The organism is Mycobacterium sp. E136, assembly GCF_001666865.1.
In the GTDB taxonomy this organism is placed as follows: Bacteria; Actinomycetota; Actinomycetes; order Mycobacteriales; family Mycobacteriaceae; genus Mycobacterium.
This window is the reverse complement of sequence record NZ_LZJE01000216.1, coordinates 16835-31972: the sequence shown is the minus strand read 5'-3', so window position 1 is coordinate 31972 and position 15138 is coordinate 16835. Positions and strand designations below refer to the sequence as shown.

Here is a 15138-nt window from a genome sequence, read left to right as displayed (position 1 = left end):
GCGGTGGCCGCGGCGGGCGAGGCCACCACCATCATCGGCGGGCACGAGGCCAACGCGGCGCAGGCGGCCGCGATCGCCGCCAAGCTGCGCGCGATGGAGGCCACCGTCGTGAAGACGAAGACGCTGGCCAACACGATCGCCCAGGAGGTCCAGCAGGAGTGTGAAGCGATCGCGGCCGCCTGCGCCGCGTTGGCCTCGTGCCCGCCGATGATGGTGGTGGCCTCGCCCGCCGCGGCCACCGCGCCCGCGCCCTCCCACGAGTCGGACAGCTTCATCAGCTGGCCTTGCTGTTCGGGGACCACATTGCCGCTGATCTTGCCCGCGAGCGCCTCGTAGGACGCCGCGGCGGCGGCCAACGTCTCCTCGTCGACGTTCGGCCAGCCCGGGCCGGTCACGGTCTGGCCACCGTACGGGCTGGAATCGGGCGTGATGCCCATGGCGCGACCCCCTTGATGACACGCTTCGGGTCTCAAACTTACCGTGCTCCGGGTAGCTGTCAGTGCGCCGATTTCGACCCGCACGACGCGCGATCAGGGCATCCGCACCTCCTCGAGACGGCCGCCGGATAGCCGGAGCCACCGCTGCACGCCGATCTCGGTGAGAAACCGCTCGTCGTGGCTGACGACGATGAACGCGCCGCGGTACGCGTTCAGGGCGGCCTCGAGTTGCCCGACGCTGACGAGGTCGAGGTTGTTGGTGGGCTCGTCGAGCAGGAGCAGTTCGGGTGCCGGTTCGGCGAATAACACGCAAGCCAGCGTCGCGCGAAGTCGTTCACCGCCGGACAGCGCGCTCACCGGCAGATGGATGCGGTCGCCGTGGAAGAGGAATTGCGCCAGCAGATGCATGCGGCGCGTGTGCGAGAGGCTCGGTGCGGAGGCGGCCAGACTCTCGGCGACCGTGTCGCGCGGATCGAGCAGGTCGAGCCGCTGCGACAGGTGCGCGAAGCGACCACCACTGCGAGCCACCGTTCCGCCGTCCGGTTCCACGTCTGCGGTCACGATGCGCAACAGCGTCGACTTGCCCGTCCCGTTCGGACCGGTGAGCGCGATGCGCTCGGGGCCGCGCACCGACAGATCGACGCCGTCGAGGATTGGCCGGTCACGCACCAGGAGACGTAACCCTTCGGCGGTGAGCACATCTCGGCCGGCGGGAACGGCGGTCTCGGGCAGATCGAGCACGAGGGTGTCGTCGTCTCGCACCGCGCGTTCGGCCTCTTGCAGACGGTCTCTTGCGTCGTCGACGCGTGCCGCCCCGACCCGGTCGACGCGGCCCGCCGACTCCTGCGCACGCCGCTTCTGCGCTCCGGCAACGATTTTCGGCAGTCCGGCGTCCTTGATGTTGCGGGCCGCCGTACCGGCTCGCCGCGCCGCCCGCTCGCGGGCCTGTTGTTTCTCCCGCTTCTCGCGCTTGAGGAGCTGTTGGGCGCTGCGCACATTGCTCTCGGCGACGCGTTGCTCGAGCTCGACCGCTCCGGTGTACATCGTGAAATTGCCACCGTACGAGCGGAGTTCGCCGCTGTACAGCTCCACGATCCGGTCCATTCGGTCGAGCAGCATCCGGTCGTGGCTGACCACGAGTAGACAACCGGCGAAGTCGTCGAGGGCGGCGTAGAGCCGATGCCGCGCGTCGAGGTCGAGGTTGTTGGTCGGCTCATCGAGCAGGAGTACGTCGGGGCGGCTCAGCAGCTGGGCGCCGATGCCGATGCTCACGATCTCGCCGCCCGACAGCGTGTCGAGCCGACGGTCGAGCGCGATGTGGCTCAGGCCGAGGCGATCCAGCTGGGCCCGCGCACGTTCCTCGACGTCCCAGTCGTCGCCGATCGTGGCGAAGACGTCCTCGTCGGATTTGCCGTCGGCGAGGGCGTCGAGCGCCTCGATCACGGGTGCGACGCCTATGAGCTCGGCGACGGTGCGATGCGCGATGTAGGGCAGCGACTGCGGCAGATATCCAAGCCGGCCGTCGACGGTGACGGAGCCCGACGTCGGCGTCAGCTCCGCAGCGATGAGCTTGAGCAACGCGCTCTTCCCCGCGCCGTTGGGGGCGATTAGACCGGTTCGGCCCTCGCCGACGGTGAAGGACAGCCCGTCGAACAGCAGCGTGTCATCGGGCCACGCGAAAGACAGATCAGAACAGACGATGGAAGACATGTGAGTTGATCTCTTCGGGAATCGCACGGAAGCAGGGACGGTCGGATCCGGGCAGCACCCGGAGACGTCGTCAACTCACATGTCTTCAGGGTAGGTGTGCGGTCAAGCGGTTAAATACCGGCGCAACACGTCGGTCGCGGCGGTGATCTTCGCGGTCTCGACGCGCTCGTCGACACGGTGCGCAAGGTTCGGGTCGCCGGGCCCGTAGTTGACCGCCGGAATGCCGAGCGCGGCGAATCGGGACACGTCCGTCCACCCGTACTTGGCGCGGACCTGGCCCCCGGCGGCCTGTACCAGCGCCGCCGCGGCGGGTTTGGTCAGCCCGGGCAGCGCCCCGGCCGCCGCGTCGGTCAGTTCGATCTCGACGTCCAGGCCGTCGAACACGTCGCGAACGTGGTGCAGCGCCTCGTCGACGCCGCGGTCGGGCGCGAACCGGAAATTCACCGTCACCGATGCCGCATCGGGGATGACGTTGCCCGCGATGCCGCCGTCGATGCGCACGGCGGAAAGGCCTTCGCGGTAGGTGCAGCCGTCGATCTCCACACTGCGGGGCTGATACGACGACAGCCGGTCCAGCACCGCGCCGAGCTTGTGAATGGCGTTGTCGCCCAACCACGATCGCGCCGAGTGGGCGCGGGTGCCGGTGGCGCTGATCACGACCCGCAGCGTGCCCTGGCAGCCGGCCTCGATGTAGCCGCCGGACGGTTCGCCGAGGATCGCCACGTCGGCCTGCAGCCAGTCGGGCAATTCCTTCTCGATGCGGTTCAATCCGTTGGCGGACGCCTCGATCTCCTCGCAGTCGTACATCACCAGCGTGATGTCGTGCGTCGGTTCGGCGACGGTGGCGGCCAGGTGCAGAAACACCGCGTCACCGGATTTCATGTCGGAGGTGCCGCAGCCGTGCAACTCGCCGTCGACGAGGCGGCTCGGCAGGTTGTCGGCGACGGGCACGGTGTCGAGGTGGCCTGCGAGCAGAACCCGCGACGGCAGGCCGAGGTTCGTGCGGGCCAGCACGGCGTCGGCGTTGCGGATGACTTCGAAGTTCGTCTGTTCCCGCAGCGCGGCCTCGACCTCGTCGGCGATGCGCTTCTCGTGGCGCGACTCGCTGGGGATGTCCACCAGCGCAGCGGTCAGCGCGACCGGATCACCGTGCAAATCGAGGCCCACACGGCTGACGTTAGTCTTATCCGCGTGACTTCTGCTGCAGGTATTGGGCTGGCGACGATCGCCGCCGACGGATCGGTCCTCGACACATGGTTCCCGGCACCCGAACTCGGCGGCGACGGCCCGTCGGGTACGACCCGGCTGTCGGTGGCCGAGGTACCCGAGGAGTTGGGCGCGCTGACCGGGCGCGACGAGGATCGCAGCGTCGACATCGTGGCGGTGCGGACGGTGATCTCGTCGCTGGACGACAAGGCCGCCGACGCCTACGACGCATATCTGCGGTTGCACCTGCTCTCGCACCGGCTGGTCGCGCCGCACGGCCTGAACGCCGATGGCTTTTTCGGCGTGCTGACCAACGTCGTGTGGACGAACCACGGGCCGTGCGCGGTCGCCGACTTCGAGACCGTGCGGGCGCGGCTGCGCAAGCGCGGACCCGTGACGGTCTACGGAGTGGACAAGTTCCCGCGGATGGTCGACTACGTGTTGCCGACCGGCGTGCGGGTGGCCGACGCCGACCGGGTGCGCCTGGGCGCGCATCTGGCCGAGGGCACCACCGTCATGCACGAGGGCTTCGTCAACTACAACGCGGGCACGCTCGGCAGCTCGATGGTCGAGGGGCGCATCTCGGCGGGCGTGGTGGTCGGCGACGGATCCGACGTCGGCGGCGGCGCGTCGATCATGGGCACGCTCTCGGGCGGTGGCACCGAGGTGATCTCGATCGGCAAGCGGTGCCTGCTCGGCGCCAATGCGGGCCTTGGCATTTCGCTCGGCGACGACTGTGTCATCGAGGCGGGCTTGTACGTCACCGCGGGCACCAAGGTGCAGACCGGCGACGGCAAGACCGTCAAGGCGCGGGAACTCTCGGGCGCCAACAACCTGTTGTTCCGGCGCAATTCGCTGTCGGGCGCCGTCGAGGTGGTCAAGCGCGACGGCACCGGCATCACGCTGAACGAGGCCCTGCACCAGAACTGACTGGGCTTCCGCTCTGCCGCGAGCGGGCTCAATCCGCCGCGGCGTTGGGCTTCAGCGGCGGACAGCGCCCATCGACCGCGGCCAGCTCGAAGTGCCAGATTTCGTTGGCGTAGACCTGGCACAGGCCGAACTCTCGACCGTTGGCGATGAGCCACTTGTCCGCCTCGACGGGACCGATATCGACGGCCTGACCGGTGACGTGCTTCGACTTCTCCGGCGATGCCACGAATTCCCGTGCGGCTCCGACGCTTCCGTACCTGATGACACCATCGGCGAACAGTCTTTCTTGGAAACCCTTCGATCGCCACCCCGACGAGATGCGCATCTCGATGCCGTCACTCTCGGCGTGGCGGGCCGCCTCCTGAACCGCCTCGCGCAGCGCCGGGTCCAGCCACTCCACGATCGGATCGCTGCTGTCGAACGGGCTGAGCATGCGACCGTCGGGCAGCCAACCGCCGACGGTGTCCTGCGCTGCCGGTCCGAGCGTCATGGGTTCCTGGCCGACGAGGGGGGCCGGGGCCGGAGGCGGCGCAGCCGTACCGCACGCCGCGATTGCGCACACCGACACCGCCGCGAGCGTGCACATGAGGCTGAGTTTTCGCGGCGTGTCGTGTACAAACACGCACGCTCGCGCCGATGGGGGCCGAGGGGTCAATCTTCGGCGGCCAGGATGCAGAATTCGTTGCCCTCGGGATCGGCGAGCACAACCCAGGTTTCGTCGCCCTGGCCGATGTCGACGTGCCGGGCGCCGAGGGCGACGACGCGCTCGACCTCGGCCTGCTGGTCGTCGGGCCGAAAGTCGAAGTGGATGCGGTTCTTGACGACCTTCTCGTCGGGCACCGCGAGGAACAGCCAGTTCGGGCCCGCACCCGGCGGCGCGTGCAGCACGACATCACCGTCGGCGTCGACGTCGTGGGGCCAGCCCAGCACCTGCGACCACCACTTGCCCAGCGCTGAGGCATCGTGAGCGTCGATGCAGATCTCGTCGAACTCGAGCGTCACCGTGACAGCTCCTTCTTGAGCACCTTGCCCATCGCGTTGCGGGGCAGCGAGTCGACCAGCCGCACCTCACGCGGTCGCTTGTGTACCGAAAGCTGTTGCGCCACAAACTCAATCAACTCATCAGGGCGGGCATCGCCGACGACGAACGCGACGATGCGCTGGCCGAGGTCGTCGTCGGGCACGCCGACCACCGCCACCTCGCGCACGCCGGGGTGCCCCAGCATCGCGGTCTCGATCTCCCCCGCCCCGACCCGGAAGCCGCCGGTCTTGATCAGGTCGACGGACTCGCGTCCGACGATGCGGTGCATGCCGTCGGAGTCGATCACCGCGACATCCCCGGTGCGGTACCAACCGTCGGCGTCGAGCACCTCGGCGGTCGCATCGGGCCGGTTGAGGTAGCCGTCGAACAGCGTCGCGCCGCGAACGTGAAGCTGGCCAATTGTTTCCCCGTCGTGCGGGACCGCGGCACCGTGCTCGTCGACCAACCGCGTCTCGATACCGCTCAACGGCAGACCCACCCAGCCCGGTCTGCGCTCACCGTCGGCGCGGGTGCTGATCGTGATCAGCGACTCCGTCGAGCCGTACCGTTCGATCGGCCGGTGCCCGGTCCGCTCGGCCAACTTGTCGAACACCGGCACCGGCAGCGGGGCGCTGCCCGAGACCAGCAACCGCGCCGACTTCAGCGCGGCGGCGGATTCCGCGTCGTCGGCCACCCGAGACCACACCGTCGGAACCCCGAAGTACAGCGACCCGCCGGCGGCCGCGTAGTCCTGCGGGCGCGGTTTGCCGGTGTGCACGAACCGATTTCCGATGCGCAGCGAACCGAGCAGGCCGAGGATCAACCCGTGCACGTGGTACAGCGGCAGCCCGTGCACCAGGATGTCGCCGGGCGTCCACTGCCACGCCTCGGCGAGCGCGTCGATGTCGGCGGCGATCGCGCGGCGGCTGATGGAGACGCCCTTGGGCGGGCCGGTCGTACCGGAGGTGTAGATGATCAGCGCGGGCGACTCGTCGGCGGGTTCGGCGTAGCGGTGCCACGAGCGCGCATGCAGCCGCACCGGGACGTGCTGCAGGCCCTCGGTCTCGTCCGGCTTCTCCCCCAGCCACGCCTGCGCGCCCGAGTCGGTGAGGATATGCCTACGCTCGGCGGCGCCGACGTCGGCGGGCACCGGCACAACGGGCACACCGGCGATCAGACACCCCGTCACCGCCAGCACCGTCTGCACCGTCGGCGTGGCCAGCACGGCGACCCGCTGCGCACCGGCGACGCGTTCGGCCACCGAGGTCGCCGCACCCACCAGATCGCTGCGCGACAACCGCGCCCCGTCGATGCGGACAGCGCCCTCGATGTCGGCGCCACCCGCGACGGCGGCGGGGTTCAACGAAGCCAGCAGCATAAGCAGCGAGGTTACCCACATCGGCTCGGCGATACTGGGCGCGTGACCCACATCGAGCGGCTGGCCTCACGCGAGGTGTACCGGAACAACTGGATGACGCTGCGTGAGGACGACATCCGCAGGCCCGACGGCAGCGACGGCGTCTACGCGGTCGTCGACAAGCCGACGTACGCCCTGGTGATCGCGCGAGACGGCGACCGGGTCCGGTTGGTCGAGCAGTTCCGCTATCCGCTGGGCCTGCGGCGGTGGGAGTTCCCGCAGGGCACCGCGCCTGACCAGCAGGACCTCGCTCCCGCCGACCTCGCGGCACGCGAACTGCGCGAGGAGACGGGTCTGCGCGCGACGGAGTTCGTGCGCCTCGGCCTGCTCGACGTGGCGCCGGGGATGAGCAGCCAGCGCGGCTGGGTGTTCCTGGCGACGGGTATCACCGAGGGCGAGCACGACCGCGAACACGAAGAACAAGACATGCACAGCGAGTGGTTCACCCGCGACGAGGTCGAGCAGATGATGCGCGACGGCGTCATCACCGACGCCCAGTCCATCGCCGCATGGGGCCTGCTGTTGCTGTCGGGCGTTGATTCGAACCGCGACCGGCGCATCGATTCCAATCCGTGACGGTGTCGTAGCCTTCAGCAAACCGTGTCGCGGACGTCGGCGGTGATTCGGCTCAGTAGTGTTCCCGACATGTCTGTCCGCACCCTGACCAGCGCGCTGTTCGGGGTGACTTGTGCTGCCGCCGCGAGCCTTTCGGCGCTGCCGTCGGCGGATGCAGCGAACCCGGCATGGAACGGGCGCTACCAGATCGTCACCTACGCGTCGGACAAGATGGGCACCAGCATCGCCGCGCGTCAACCCGAACCCGACTTCGGCGCGCAGTACGTGCTGGTGACCGACTGCTCGGCAGGATTGTGTGTGGCCACCGTCGTCGAAGGACCGGCGCCGAGCAATCCGACCATCCCCCAACCGATCCGCTACACCTGGGATGGCGCCAAGTGGCAGTACGCCTACAACTGGCAGTGGGAGTGCTTTCAGGGAGACGGCGCGCCCAGCCAGTACGCACCGGCCCGGTCGCGGGTGTTCTACGCCCCCGACATCGACGGACAGCTGTTCGGGACCTGGCACACCGAAATCCTCGCCGGGCCGTGCCGCGGCACGGTTCTGATGCCCGTCGCCGCCCGTCCCGTCTAAGCGCTGCGGCGTTCGGCCAGCGCCCGCAGGAAGAACATCAGGTTCGCGGGGCGTTCGGCGAGCCTGCGCACGAAGTATCCGTACCACTGGGTGCCGAACGGCACGTACACCCGCACATGATTACCGGCATCGGCGAGCCTGCGCTGCTCGGCGTCGCGGATGCCGTACAGCATCTGGTATTCGAAATCGTCGACGCCGCGGCCGTTCTCGGCGGCCAGCCCGGGAACCGCAGCGATGATCGCCGGATCGTGGGAGGCCACCATCGGGTAGCCGGCACCCGACATCAGCACCCGCAAGCAACGCAGATACGAGTCGGTGACGTCGTCGCGGTCACGATAGGCCACCGACGCAGGTTCGTCGTAGGCGCCCTTGCACAGGCGGATTCGCGCCCCCGAAGCGGCGAAGTCCTGACAGTCGGCGTGGGTGCGCCTGAGATAGGCCTGCAACACCGTTCCCAGCCAACCGAATTCGGTTCGGAGATCGCGAACGATCGACAGGGTGGAGTCGGTGGTGGTGTGGTCCTCGGCGTCCACCGTCACCCACACCCCGATGCGCTGTGCCCGCTCGCAGACGGTGTGGGCGTTCTCCAGCGCGATCTTCTCCCCGTCGCGGGGCAGCGCCTGGCCGAGGGCCGACAACTTCAGCGAGACCTCCAGCGGCGCTATAACGGCCAGCCCCTCCCCGCGCCGCGCGAAGCCGTCGAGCAGTGCCAGATACGCGTTGACGTTCTCGGTCGCGGTGTCGGCGTCCGTCACGTCTTCGCCGAGGTGATCGATCGACACGAGGCGCCCCGAAGCCCGCAAGCGCGCAACGGAGTCGAGCGCATCGTGCACCGTCTCTCCCGGCACGAACCGGTGCACGACCTCCCGCGTGAGCGGCAGCCGCTCGGCGGTCCTACGCAGGTAGTCGCGCCGGCTGGCAGCCAGTATCGCCGGTCGCGCGACGCGATCGAAGACCCCCATCACTGCCCCATGTGCGGGTAGTTGTGGTCGGTCGGCGGCACGAGCGTCTCCTTGATCGACCGCGCCGACGTCCACCGCACCAGGTTCAGCGGCGACCCGGCCTTGTCGTTGGTCCCCGAGGCTCGCGACCCGCCGAACGGTTGCTGCCCCACGATGGCGCCGGTGGGCTTGTCGTTGACGTAGAAGTTCCCGGCGGCGTGGCGCAGTCGTCGCTCCGCCTGCAGCACCGCGGCGCGATCGTCGGCGATCACCGCGCCGGTCAGCGCGTACTTCGCGCCGGCATCGACGACGTCGAGGATGCGGTCGTAGTCGTCGTCCGGGTAGACGTGTACGGCCAGGATCGGGCCGAAATACTCGGTGCTGAACGCCTCGTCGGCCGGATCGTCGGACAGCAACACGGTCGGCCGGACGAAATAGCCCTCCGAGTCGTCGTATTCACCGCCGACGGCGATGGTCACGTGGGCGTCCTTCGCCCTCTCGATGGCCTTGACATTCTTGGCGAACGCGCGGTCGTCGATCAGCGCGCCCCCGAAGTTGCTCAGGTCGGTGATGTCGCCGTAGCGCAGTTCCGCTGTTGCGGACAGGAAGTCGTCGCCCATCTGCTGCCACACCGAACGCGCGACGAACGCCCGCGACGCCGCCGAGCACTTCTGGCCCTGATAGTCGAACGCGCCGCGGATCAGCGCGGTGCGCAGCACGTCCGGTTGCGCGCTGGCGTGCGCGACGATGAAGTCCTTACCGCCGGTCTCCCCCACCAGGCGCGGATAGCCGTGGTAGCGGTCGATGTTGGCGCCGACCTCCCGCCACAGGTGCTGGAAGGTGGCGGTCGACCCGGTGAAGTGGATGCCGGCCAGGCGCGGATCCGCCAGCGCCACATCGGAGACCGCCACCCCGTCGCCGGTGAGCATGTTGATGACGCCGGGCGGCAGGCCGGCCTGTTCCAGCAACTGCATGGTCAGATAGGCGGCGAACGTCTGGGTGGGCGACGGCTTCCACACCACGGTATTGCCCATCAAGGCCGGTGCCGTCGGCAAATTGCCCGCGATCGCGGTGAAGTTGAACGGCGTTATCGCATAGACGAATCCGTCGAGCGGCCGGTAATCGGTGCGGTTCCACACCCCGCGCACGCTGATCGGCTGCTGGGCCAGGATCTGTCGCGCGAACGAGACGTTGAAGCGCCAGAAGTCGATCAGCTCGCAGGCCGCGTCGATCTCGGCCTGATACGCCGACTTGGACTGACCGAGCATGGTGGCGGCGCAGAGCTTTTCGCGCCATGGCCCCGCGAGCATGTCGGCCGCCCGCAGGAACACCGCGGCCCGTTCGTCGAACGGCGTCGCCTCCCACTGCGCCTTGGCGGCCATCGCGGCTTCGACGGCAGCGGCGGCGTCGGCGTGGGTGGCGTTGGTGAACGTGCCCAGCCGCCCGGAAGGATCGGTGTGGCGGTGTGGCTGCACCACGTCGATCCGTTCCCCGTCACCCATGCGATGCCTGCCGCCGATGACGTGCGGCAGGTCGACGGGATCGGCGGCGACGGCGCTCAGCGCTTCGACGAGTCGGGTGCGTTCACCCGAGCCGGGCGCGTAGTCGTGGACCGGCTCGTTGGCCGGTGCAGGCACGTCAGTGATGGCATCCATGGCGAAATGATGCTCGGATCCGACACCGAATCCGATGGACGATCCGACAACACGATCGACAATCTATAGTCGGATCAGACAAAGGGGCATGCGATGGAGCCACGGTCCGGGCTGGGGTTGGGTCAGCTGCTGCTCGCGCTGGACCGCACCATGGTGACGCTGGTCGAGGCGCCGCGCGGCCTGGACATGCCGGTCGCGTCGGTCGCGCTGGTCGATGCCGACGACCTTCGGCTGGGACTGGCCGTCGGCCCCGGGTCCGCCGATCTGTTCTTCTTGCTCGGTGTCGACGACACGGAGGCGGTGCGCTGGCTCGAACGGCAGTTCGCCGGAACGGGCCGGGCGCCGGCGGCCATCTTCGTCAAACACCCCACCAGTGCCGCCGTCGAGCGGGCGGTCGCGCTGGGCACCGGGGTCGTGGCCGTCGAACCGCAGGCCCGATGGGAGTCCCTGTACAAGTTGGTCAACCACGCCTTCGACCACCACGGCGACCGCGGTGACCCGCACCACGATCCGGGCACCGACTTGTTCGGCCTGGCCCAGTCGATCGCGGACCGCACTCGCGGGATGATCAGCATCGAGGACGAGGACTCGCATGTGCTGGCCTATTCGGCCTCCAGCGACGAGGCCGACGAACTGCGCCGGTTGACCATCCTGGGGCGCGCCGGCCCGCCCGAGCACCTGGCCTGGATCGCGCAGTGGGGCATCTTCGACGCCCTGAGATCGGGCACCGAAGTCGTGCGTGTCGCCGAACGGCCGGAGCTCGGGCTGCGACCGCGCCTGGCCGTCGGCATCCATCTCCCCGACCGCAAGGCGACCCGCTTCGCGGGAACCATTTGGCTGCAACAAGGTTCGACGCCGCTGGCAGACGATGTCGAGGACGTATTGCGGGGCGGGGCGGTCTTGGCGGCCAGGATCATGTCGCGGCTGTCGGCCTCACCGTCAACGCACACCCGACAGGTACAGGAATTGCTCGGCCTGTCGGGGGACGCCGCCGATGTCGCCGCTCTGGCAAAGGAACTCGGTATCCCGGCCGGCGGTCGCGCCGCGCTGGTCGGGTTCGCCGACCCCGAGGGGACAGCGCCGGCCGGCGTGATCGCGCTGAGTGCCGGTGCATTTCGGCCCGATGCGCAGATCGCCTCGAGCAACGGCCGGGTCTATGTGCTGCTGCCGAAGATCGGCGTGACCTCGTCGGTGATGTCCTGGGTGCGCGGCGTGGTCGCGACGCTCGACCGCGAACTGGGCCTCTCGCTGCGGGCCGTCGTCGCAGCCCCGATCACGGGGCTGGCGGCCGCCGCGAGCGCACGCACCGAGGTGGACCGGGTCTTCGACAGCGCACAACGCCACCCCGGCGCCATCGGCGACGTCGCGTCGCTCGACGATGCACGGACCACCGTGCTGCTCGACGAGATCGTCTCCCGGATGGGACCGCGCCTCGTCGACCCACGGATACATCGACTGCGCGAACAGGATCCGGTGCTCGCCGAGACGCTCGGCGCCTACCTCGACGCGTTCGGCGACATCGCCGCGGTCGCGCACCGGTTGCACGTGCATCCCAACACTGTGCGCTACCGCATCCGACGGATCGAGAAGCTGCTGTCGACGTCGCTGACCGATCCCGATGACCGGCTGGTGCTCGCGCTGGGCCTGCGCGCGACGGAGGCTTAGGCCGAAAGGCGCTGCGCCGCAGCGGCAATACGCTCGTCGGTCGCGGTCAGCGCGATCCGCACATGTTTGGTTCCTCGGGCGCCGTAGAACTCGCCGGGTGCGACGAGGATGCCGAGCTGCGCGAGCCAGGCGGCGGTGTCGCGGCACGGCTCGCCGCGCGTGGCCCACAGGTACAACCCGGCCTCGGAGTCCTCGACGGTCAACCCCGCCGAACGCACGGCGGGAAGCAGGATTTCGCGCCGTTTCGCATACCGGGCCCGCTGCTCGCGTTCGTGCTCGTCGTTGTCGAGCGCGGCGACCATCGCGCCCTGCACCGGTGTCGGCACCATCATCCCGGCGTGCTTGCGGACCGCCAGCAGTTCGGCGACCACCTCCGGGTCGCCGGCGACGAACCCGGCCCGGTACCCGGCCAGCGACGACGTCTTCGACAGCGAATGCACGGCCAGCAACCCGGTGTGGTCACCGTCACAGACCGACGGATGCAGGACCGAGACCGGTTCGGCGTCCCAACCCAGGCCGAGGTAGCACTCGTCGGAGGCGACCAGAACCCCGCGCTCGCGCGCCCAGCCGACCACCTTGCGCAGATGGTCGACGCCGAGCACCTTGCCGGTCGGGTTGCTCGGCGAGTTCAAAAACACCAGGGCCGGTGTCTGCGGACCCAGTTGTGTCAGCGAATCGGCCCGCACGATCTGCGCACCCGCCAGCCGCGCGCCGACGTCGTACGTGGGGTATGCCAGCTCGGGCGCCACCACAGCGTCGTCGGGGCCGAGGCCCAGCAGCGTCGGCAACCAGGCGATGAGCTCCTTGGTGCCGATCACCGGCAACACCGCGTCGGCCGAGAGGCCCGAGACGCCGTAGCGCCGCTCCAGCGCGTTCACCGCGGCCTCGCGCAGCGCCGGGGTGCCCGCCGTCGTCGGGTAGCCGGGTGACGCGCTGGCCGCCGCGAGCGCATCGCGGATGACGGGCGCCACCGGGTCGACCGGAGTGCCCACGGACAGGTCGACGATGCCGTCCGGGTGTGCGCGCGCCAGCGCGGTCACGTCGGCCAGGGTGTCCCAGGGGAATGCCGGCAGCGACGCGCTGACGCGTCTACGGAGCCGTGCGTGAGCCGTTATCAGTCCTCACCTTGCGGCGGCAGACTCTTGACCGGCTCGGGGTCGTTGTCGGTCTGACCCACCTTCGACGCACCGCCGGGCGAACCCAGCTCGGTGAAGAAGTCGGCGTTGATCTGCGTGTAGCTGCTCCACTGATCGGGCACGTCGTCTTCGTAGTAGATGGCCTCGACGGGGCACACCGGTTCGCAGGCGCCGCAGTCCACGCACTCATCCGGGTGGATGTAGAGCATGCGAGCGCCCTCGTAGATGCAGTCGACAGGGCATTCCTCGATGCAAGCCTTGTCTTTGACGTCAACACAAGGTTCGGCAATGGTGTACGTCACCGTGTTCTCCTCAAGGTCTCCTCGATCTCCTGTCCGGTGGGCTGCCGTACGGGGGTGAGCATCCAAGCTCGGCCGCAAGTATCCGTGGTCGATACCTGCACGGTCGTCTCAGTGTGCCCTAACTTCACACGCAACCCGGGTTAGGGGTTGCGCGTGGTTACTGATACTAAACGTTGCAGATACAGCTGCCTAGCAGACACCCCTCTTCTGCGGCTCGCCCTTGCTATACCTGCGAGATGGAACGTTGCGCCCCGCCCGTCGAGAAGTCCGCCGTCCTTCATGTCCGCCAGCTGACCGCGTCCGAACTGGACGCCGTGCGCGCCGCCAAGAAGTTCTTCAAGGAAAGTGCGTGGGACGAATGGCGCACCACGCAGCCGCTCGGATTCGAGGGACCCAACGAGCGGTTCGAGGTCTGCACCGACTTTCCGACCGACCTGGTGTCGGTACCGGGAATGGTCGCCTGGTTCGTCCCTCGAGCGGGGCGATACGCGCGTGCCGCGGTCCTGCACGACTATCTGTGGCGCTTTCCCGACCGCACGGGTTGCGATCGCCGCGCCGCCGACCACCGCTTCCGGCTGCAGATGCAACGCGACGGCGTGAGCCTGTTGCGCCGCTGGATCATCTGGGCGACGGTGCGGCTGTCGGCGATGGTGCAGGGCAAGGGAGGCGCCGGGTGGTGGAAGGACCTGCCGGGCGCGCTGGCTTTGGTGCTGCTCGTCGCCGCGCCGATCGTCGTCGCGCCGGCGTTGGTGATCGTCGTGGCGACGGTGGTGTTCTGGGTTCTCGAGTCGATCGTCGCGGTGGTGGTGCCCGACGAGACACCACCACCGCTGCCGTTGAAGACGTGACGATCAGGCCTGTTTGACGGCCTCGATCTCGAGGGTGACGGTGACCTTGTCGCCGACGACCGCGCCGCCGGTCTCGAGCGGCATGTCGATGTCGATGCCGAAGTCCTTGCGGTTCAACACGACCGAGGCCTCGAAGCCGGCGACCTCACCGTGGCCCATGCCGGGGTTGACGCCGTGGAACTCGACCTGCAGCGTGATCGGCTTCGTGACGCCCTTGAGGGTGAAGTCGCCGTCGACGAGGTAGGCGTCGCCGTCGGACCGGACTCCGGTCGAGGTGAAGGTGGCGGTCGGATGCGCTGCGGTGTCGAAGAAGTCGGCCGACTTGAGGTGGCCGTCGCGCTGCTCGTTGCGGGTGTTGACGGAGTCGACCGCGATCTGGGCGGTGACGGACGGGGTGCCGTCCTCGGCGACGGTGATCGCGCCGTCGAAGGTGTCGAACGTTCCTCGCACCTTGCTCACCACGAGGTGGCGTACGGAGAACCCGACGGTCGAGTGAACGGGGTCGATGGTCCAGGTGCCTGCGGTCAGGCCGGTGTCGACTGCTGTGGTCATGGTTGCTTGCTCCTTCGTGGTCGTCTGCTTGGGCTCCGGCCGACGACCGTCACCCATTCTGCTAAACGGACCATGGTCCGATTTTGTTCCACAAGGGTGCGGCGAGCGTGCATGAAGTGCTGGAAAATCGCGGCGTGGCGTGTGCAAACACGCACGCTCGCGGTTTAAC

15 protein-coding genes and 1 pseudogene are annotated in these 15138 nt (G+C 68.7%); 5 read left to right on the top strand and 11 right to left on the bottom strand.

Annotated elements, in window-relative coordinates; genetic code table 11:
• The 3 genes and pseudogenes from A5698_RS29450 to dapE form a co-directional block, all read right to left on the bottom strand.
• Window positions 1-437 (bottom strand): annotated as a pseudogene (locus A5698_RS29450) (hypothetical protein); the annotation flags it as partial.
• A 93-nt stretch (window positions 438-530) separates the two neighbouring features.
• The gene (locus tag A5698_RS14295) at window positions 531-2147 is read right to left on the bottom strand and encodes an ABC-F family ATP-binding cassette domain-containing protein (RefSeq protein ID WP_068297908.1); all 1617 of its coding nucleotides are present in this window, start codon (window positions 2145-2147) and stop codon (window positions 531-533) included.
• Window positions 2148-2249: 102 nt separating this feature from the next.
• The gene (gene dapE, locus A5698_RS14290) at window positions 2250-3314 is read right to left on the bottom strand and encodes a succinyl-diaminopimelate desuccinylase (RefSeq protein ID WP_068297903.1); all 1065 of its coding nucleotides are present in this window, start codon (window positions 3312-3314) and stop codon (window positions 2250-2252) included.
• A 24-nt stretch (window positions 3315-3338) separates the two neighbouring features.
• Between dapE and dapD the strand changes: the two genes are divergently transcribed.
• Entirely contained in the window at window positions 3339-4283 is a 945-nt protein-coding gene (dapD, locus tag A5698_RS14285) for a 2,3,4,5-tetrahydropyridine-2,6-dicarboxylate N-succinyltransferase (RefSeq protein WP_068297900.1), read from the top strand.
• Window positions 4284-4311: 28 nt separating this feature from the next.
• On the opposite strand, the gene A5698_RS14280 is transcribed toward dapD, so the two are convergent.
• The 3 genes from A5698_RS14280 to A5698_RS14270 form a co-directional block, all read right to left on the bottom strand.
• A complete protein-coding gene (locus A5698_RS14280) occupies window positions 4312-4869 on the bottom strand; it encodes a M15 family metallopeptidase (RefSeq protein WP_068297897.1) in 558 nt (185 codons plus the stop codon).
• Between the two features lie 65 nt (window positions 4870-4934).
• Complete coding sequence (locus tag A5698_RS14275) at window positions 4935-5285, bottom strand: VOC family protein (protein ID WP_068297893.1); 351 nt, start codon at window positions 5283-5285, stop codon at window positions 4935-4937.
• Entirely contained in the window at window positions 5282-6682 is a 1401-nt protein-coding gene (locus tag A5698_RS14270; RefSeq protein WP_068297890.1) for an acyl-CoA synthetase, read from the bottom strand. The genes A5698_RS14275 and A5698_RS14270 overlap by 4 nt, the downstream gene beginning before the upstream one ends.
• A 93-nt stretch (window positions 6683-6775) precedes the next feature.
• Here A5698_RS14270 and A5698_RS14265 point away from each other — a divergent pair, with 93 nt between their 5' ends.
• A complete protein-coding gene (locus tag A5698_RS14265; RefSeq protein ID WP_068297937.1) occupies window positions 6776-7297 on the top strand; it encodes an NUDIX domain-containing protein in 522 nt (173 codons plus the stop codon).
• Window positions 7298-7366: 69 nt separating this feature from the next.
• Window positions 7367-7870, top strand: a complete 504-nt coding sequence (locus A5698_RS14260) for an Rv2253 family sensor-like surface protein (RefSeq protein WP_068297886.1) — start codon at window positions 7367-7369, stop codon at window positions 7868-7870.
• On the opposite strand, the gene A5698_RS14255 is transcribed toward A5698_RS14260, so the two are convergent.
• Both A5698_RS14255 and pruA read right to left on the bottom strand, forming a co-directional pair.
• Window positions 7867-8832, bottom strand: a complete 966-nt coding sequence (locus A5698_RS14255; protein WP_068297882.1) for a proline dehydrogenase family protein — start codon at window positions 8830-8832, stop codon at window positions 7867-7869. The two genes, A5698_RS14260 and A5698_RS14255, sit on opposite strands and share 4 nt — an antisense overlap.
• On the bottom strand, window positions 8832-10466 hold the full coding sequence (gene pruA, locus A5698_RS14250) for an L-glutamate gamma-semialdehyde dehydrogenase (RefSeq protein ID WP_068297880.1): 1635 nt from the start codon (window positions 10464-10466) through the stop codon (window positions 8832-8834). Before pruA ends, A5698_RS14255 begins: the two co-directional genes overlap by 1 nt.
• Before the next feature lie 93 nt (window positions 10467-10559).
• Here pruA and A5698_RS14245 point away from each other — a divergent pair, with 93 nt between their 5' ends.
• Window positions 10560-12131: a PucR family transcriptional regulator gene (locus A5698_RS14245; protein WP_068297877.1), complete on the top strand. Its 1572-nt coding sequence runs from the start codon at window positions 10560-10562 to the stop codon at window positions 12129-12131.
• Here A5698_RS14245 and dapC read toward each other — a convergent pair.
• Both dapC and fdxA read right to left on the bottom strand, forming a co-directional pair.
• Window positions 12128-13246 (bottom strand): succinyldiaminopimelate transaminase, encoded by a 1119-nt coding sequence (dapC, locus tag A5698_RS14240; protein WP_068297874.1) that lies wholly within the window; start codon window positions 13244-13246, stop codon window positions 12128-12130. The two genes, A5698_RS14245 and dapC, sit on opposite strands and share 4 nt — an antisense overlap.
• Window positions 13246-13569 carry a ferredoxin gene (gene fdxA, locus A5698_RS14235; protein WP_068297868.1) on the bottom strand — a complete coding sequence of 108 codons (324 nt, stop codon included), beginning with the start codon at window positions 13567-13569 and terminating at the stop codon, window positions 13246-13248. Before fdxA ends, dapC begins: the two co-directional genes overlap by 1 nt.
• 236 nt (window positions 13570-13805) lie before the next feature.
• Here fdxA and A5698_RS14230 point away from each other — a divergent pair, with 236 nt between their 5' ends.
• Window positions 13806-14417, top strand: coding sequence for a DUF1353 domain-containing protein (locus A5698_RS14230; protein ID WP_084792443.1), 612 nt, complete (start codon window positions 13806-13808; stop codon window positions 14415-14417).
• 3 nt (window positions 14418-14420) lie between these two features.
• On the opposite strand, the gene A5698_RS14225 is transcribed toward A5698_RS14230, so the two are convergent.
• Entirely contained in the window at window positions 14421-14969 is a 549-nt protein-coding gene (locus A5698_RS14225; RefSeq protein ID WP_068297931.1) for a YceI family protein, read from the bottom strand.
• Between the last annotated feature and the right edge of the window lie 169 nt (window positions 14970-15138).

Coding starts and splice junctions, on each gene's coding strand:
- A5698_RS14230 (WP_084792443.1), top strand. CDS start 13,806: ATGGAACGTTGCGCCCCGCCCGTCGAGAAGTCCGCCGTCCTTCATGTC.
- A5698_RS14270 (WP_068297890.1), bottom strand. CDS start 6,682: ATGCTGCTGGCTTCGTTGAACCCCGCCGCCGTCGCGGGTGGCGCCGAC.
- A5698_RS14255 (WP_068297882.1), bottom strand. CDS start 8,832: ATGGGGGTCTTCGATCGCGTCGCGCGACCGGCGATACTGGCTGCCAGC.
- A5698_RS14260 (WP_068297886.1), top strand. CDS start 7,367: ATGTCTGTCCGCACCCTGACCAGCGCGCTGTTCGGGGTGACTTGTGCT.
- A5698_RS14295 (WP_068297908.1), bottom strand. CDS start 2,147: ATGTCTTCCATCGTCTGTTCTGATCTGTCTTTCGCGTGGCCCGATGAC.
- pruA (WP_068297880.1), bottom strand. CDS start 10,466: ATGGATGCCATCACTGACGTGCCTGCACCGGCCAACGAGCCGGTCCAC.
- A5698_RS14245 (WP_068297877.1), top strand. CDS start 10,560: ATGGAGCCACGGTCCGGGCTGGGGTTGGGTCAGCTGCTGCTCGCGCTG.
- A5698_RS14265 (WP_068297937.1), top strand. CDS start 6,776: ATGACGCTGCGTGAGGACGACATCCGCAGGCCCGACGGCAGCGACGGC.
- A5698_RS14280 (WP_068297897.1), bottom strand. CDS start 4,869: ATGTGCACGCTCGCGGCGGTGTCGGTGTGCGCAATCGCGGCGTGCGGT.
- A5698_RS14225 (WP_068297931.1), bottom strand. CDS start 14,969: ATGACCACAGCAGTCGACACCGGCCTGACCGCAGGCACCTGGACCATC.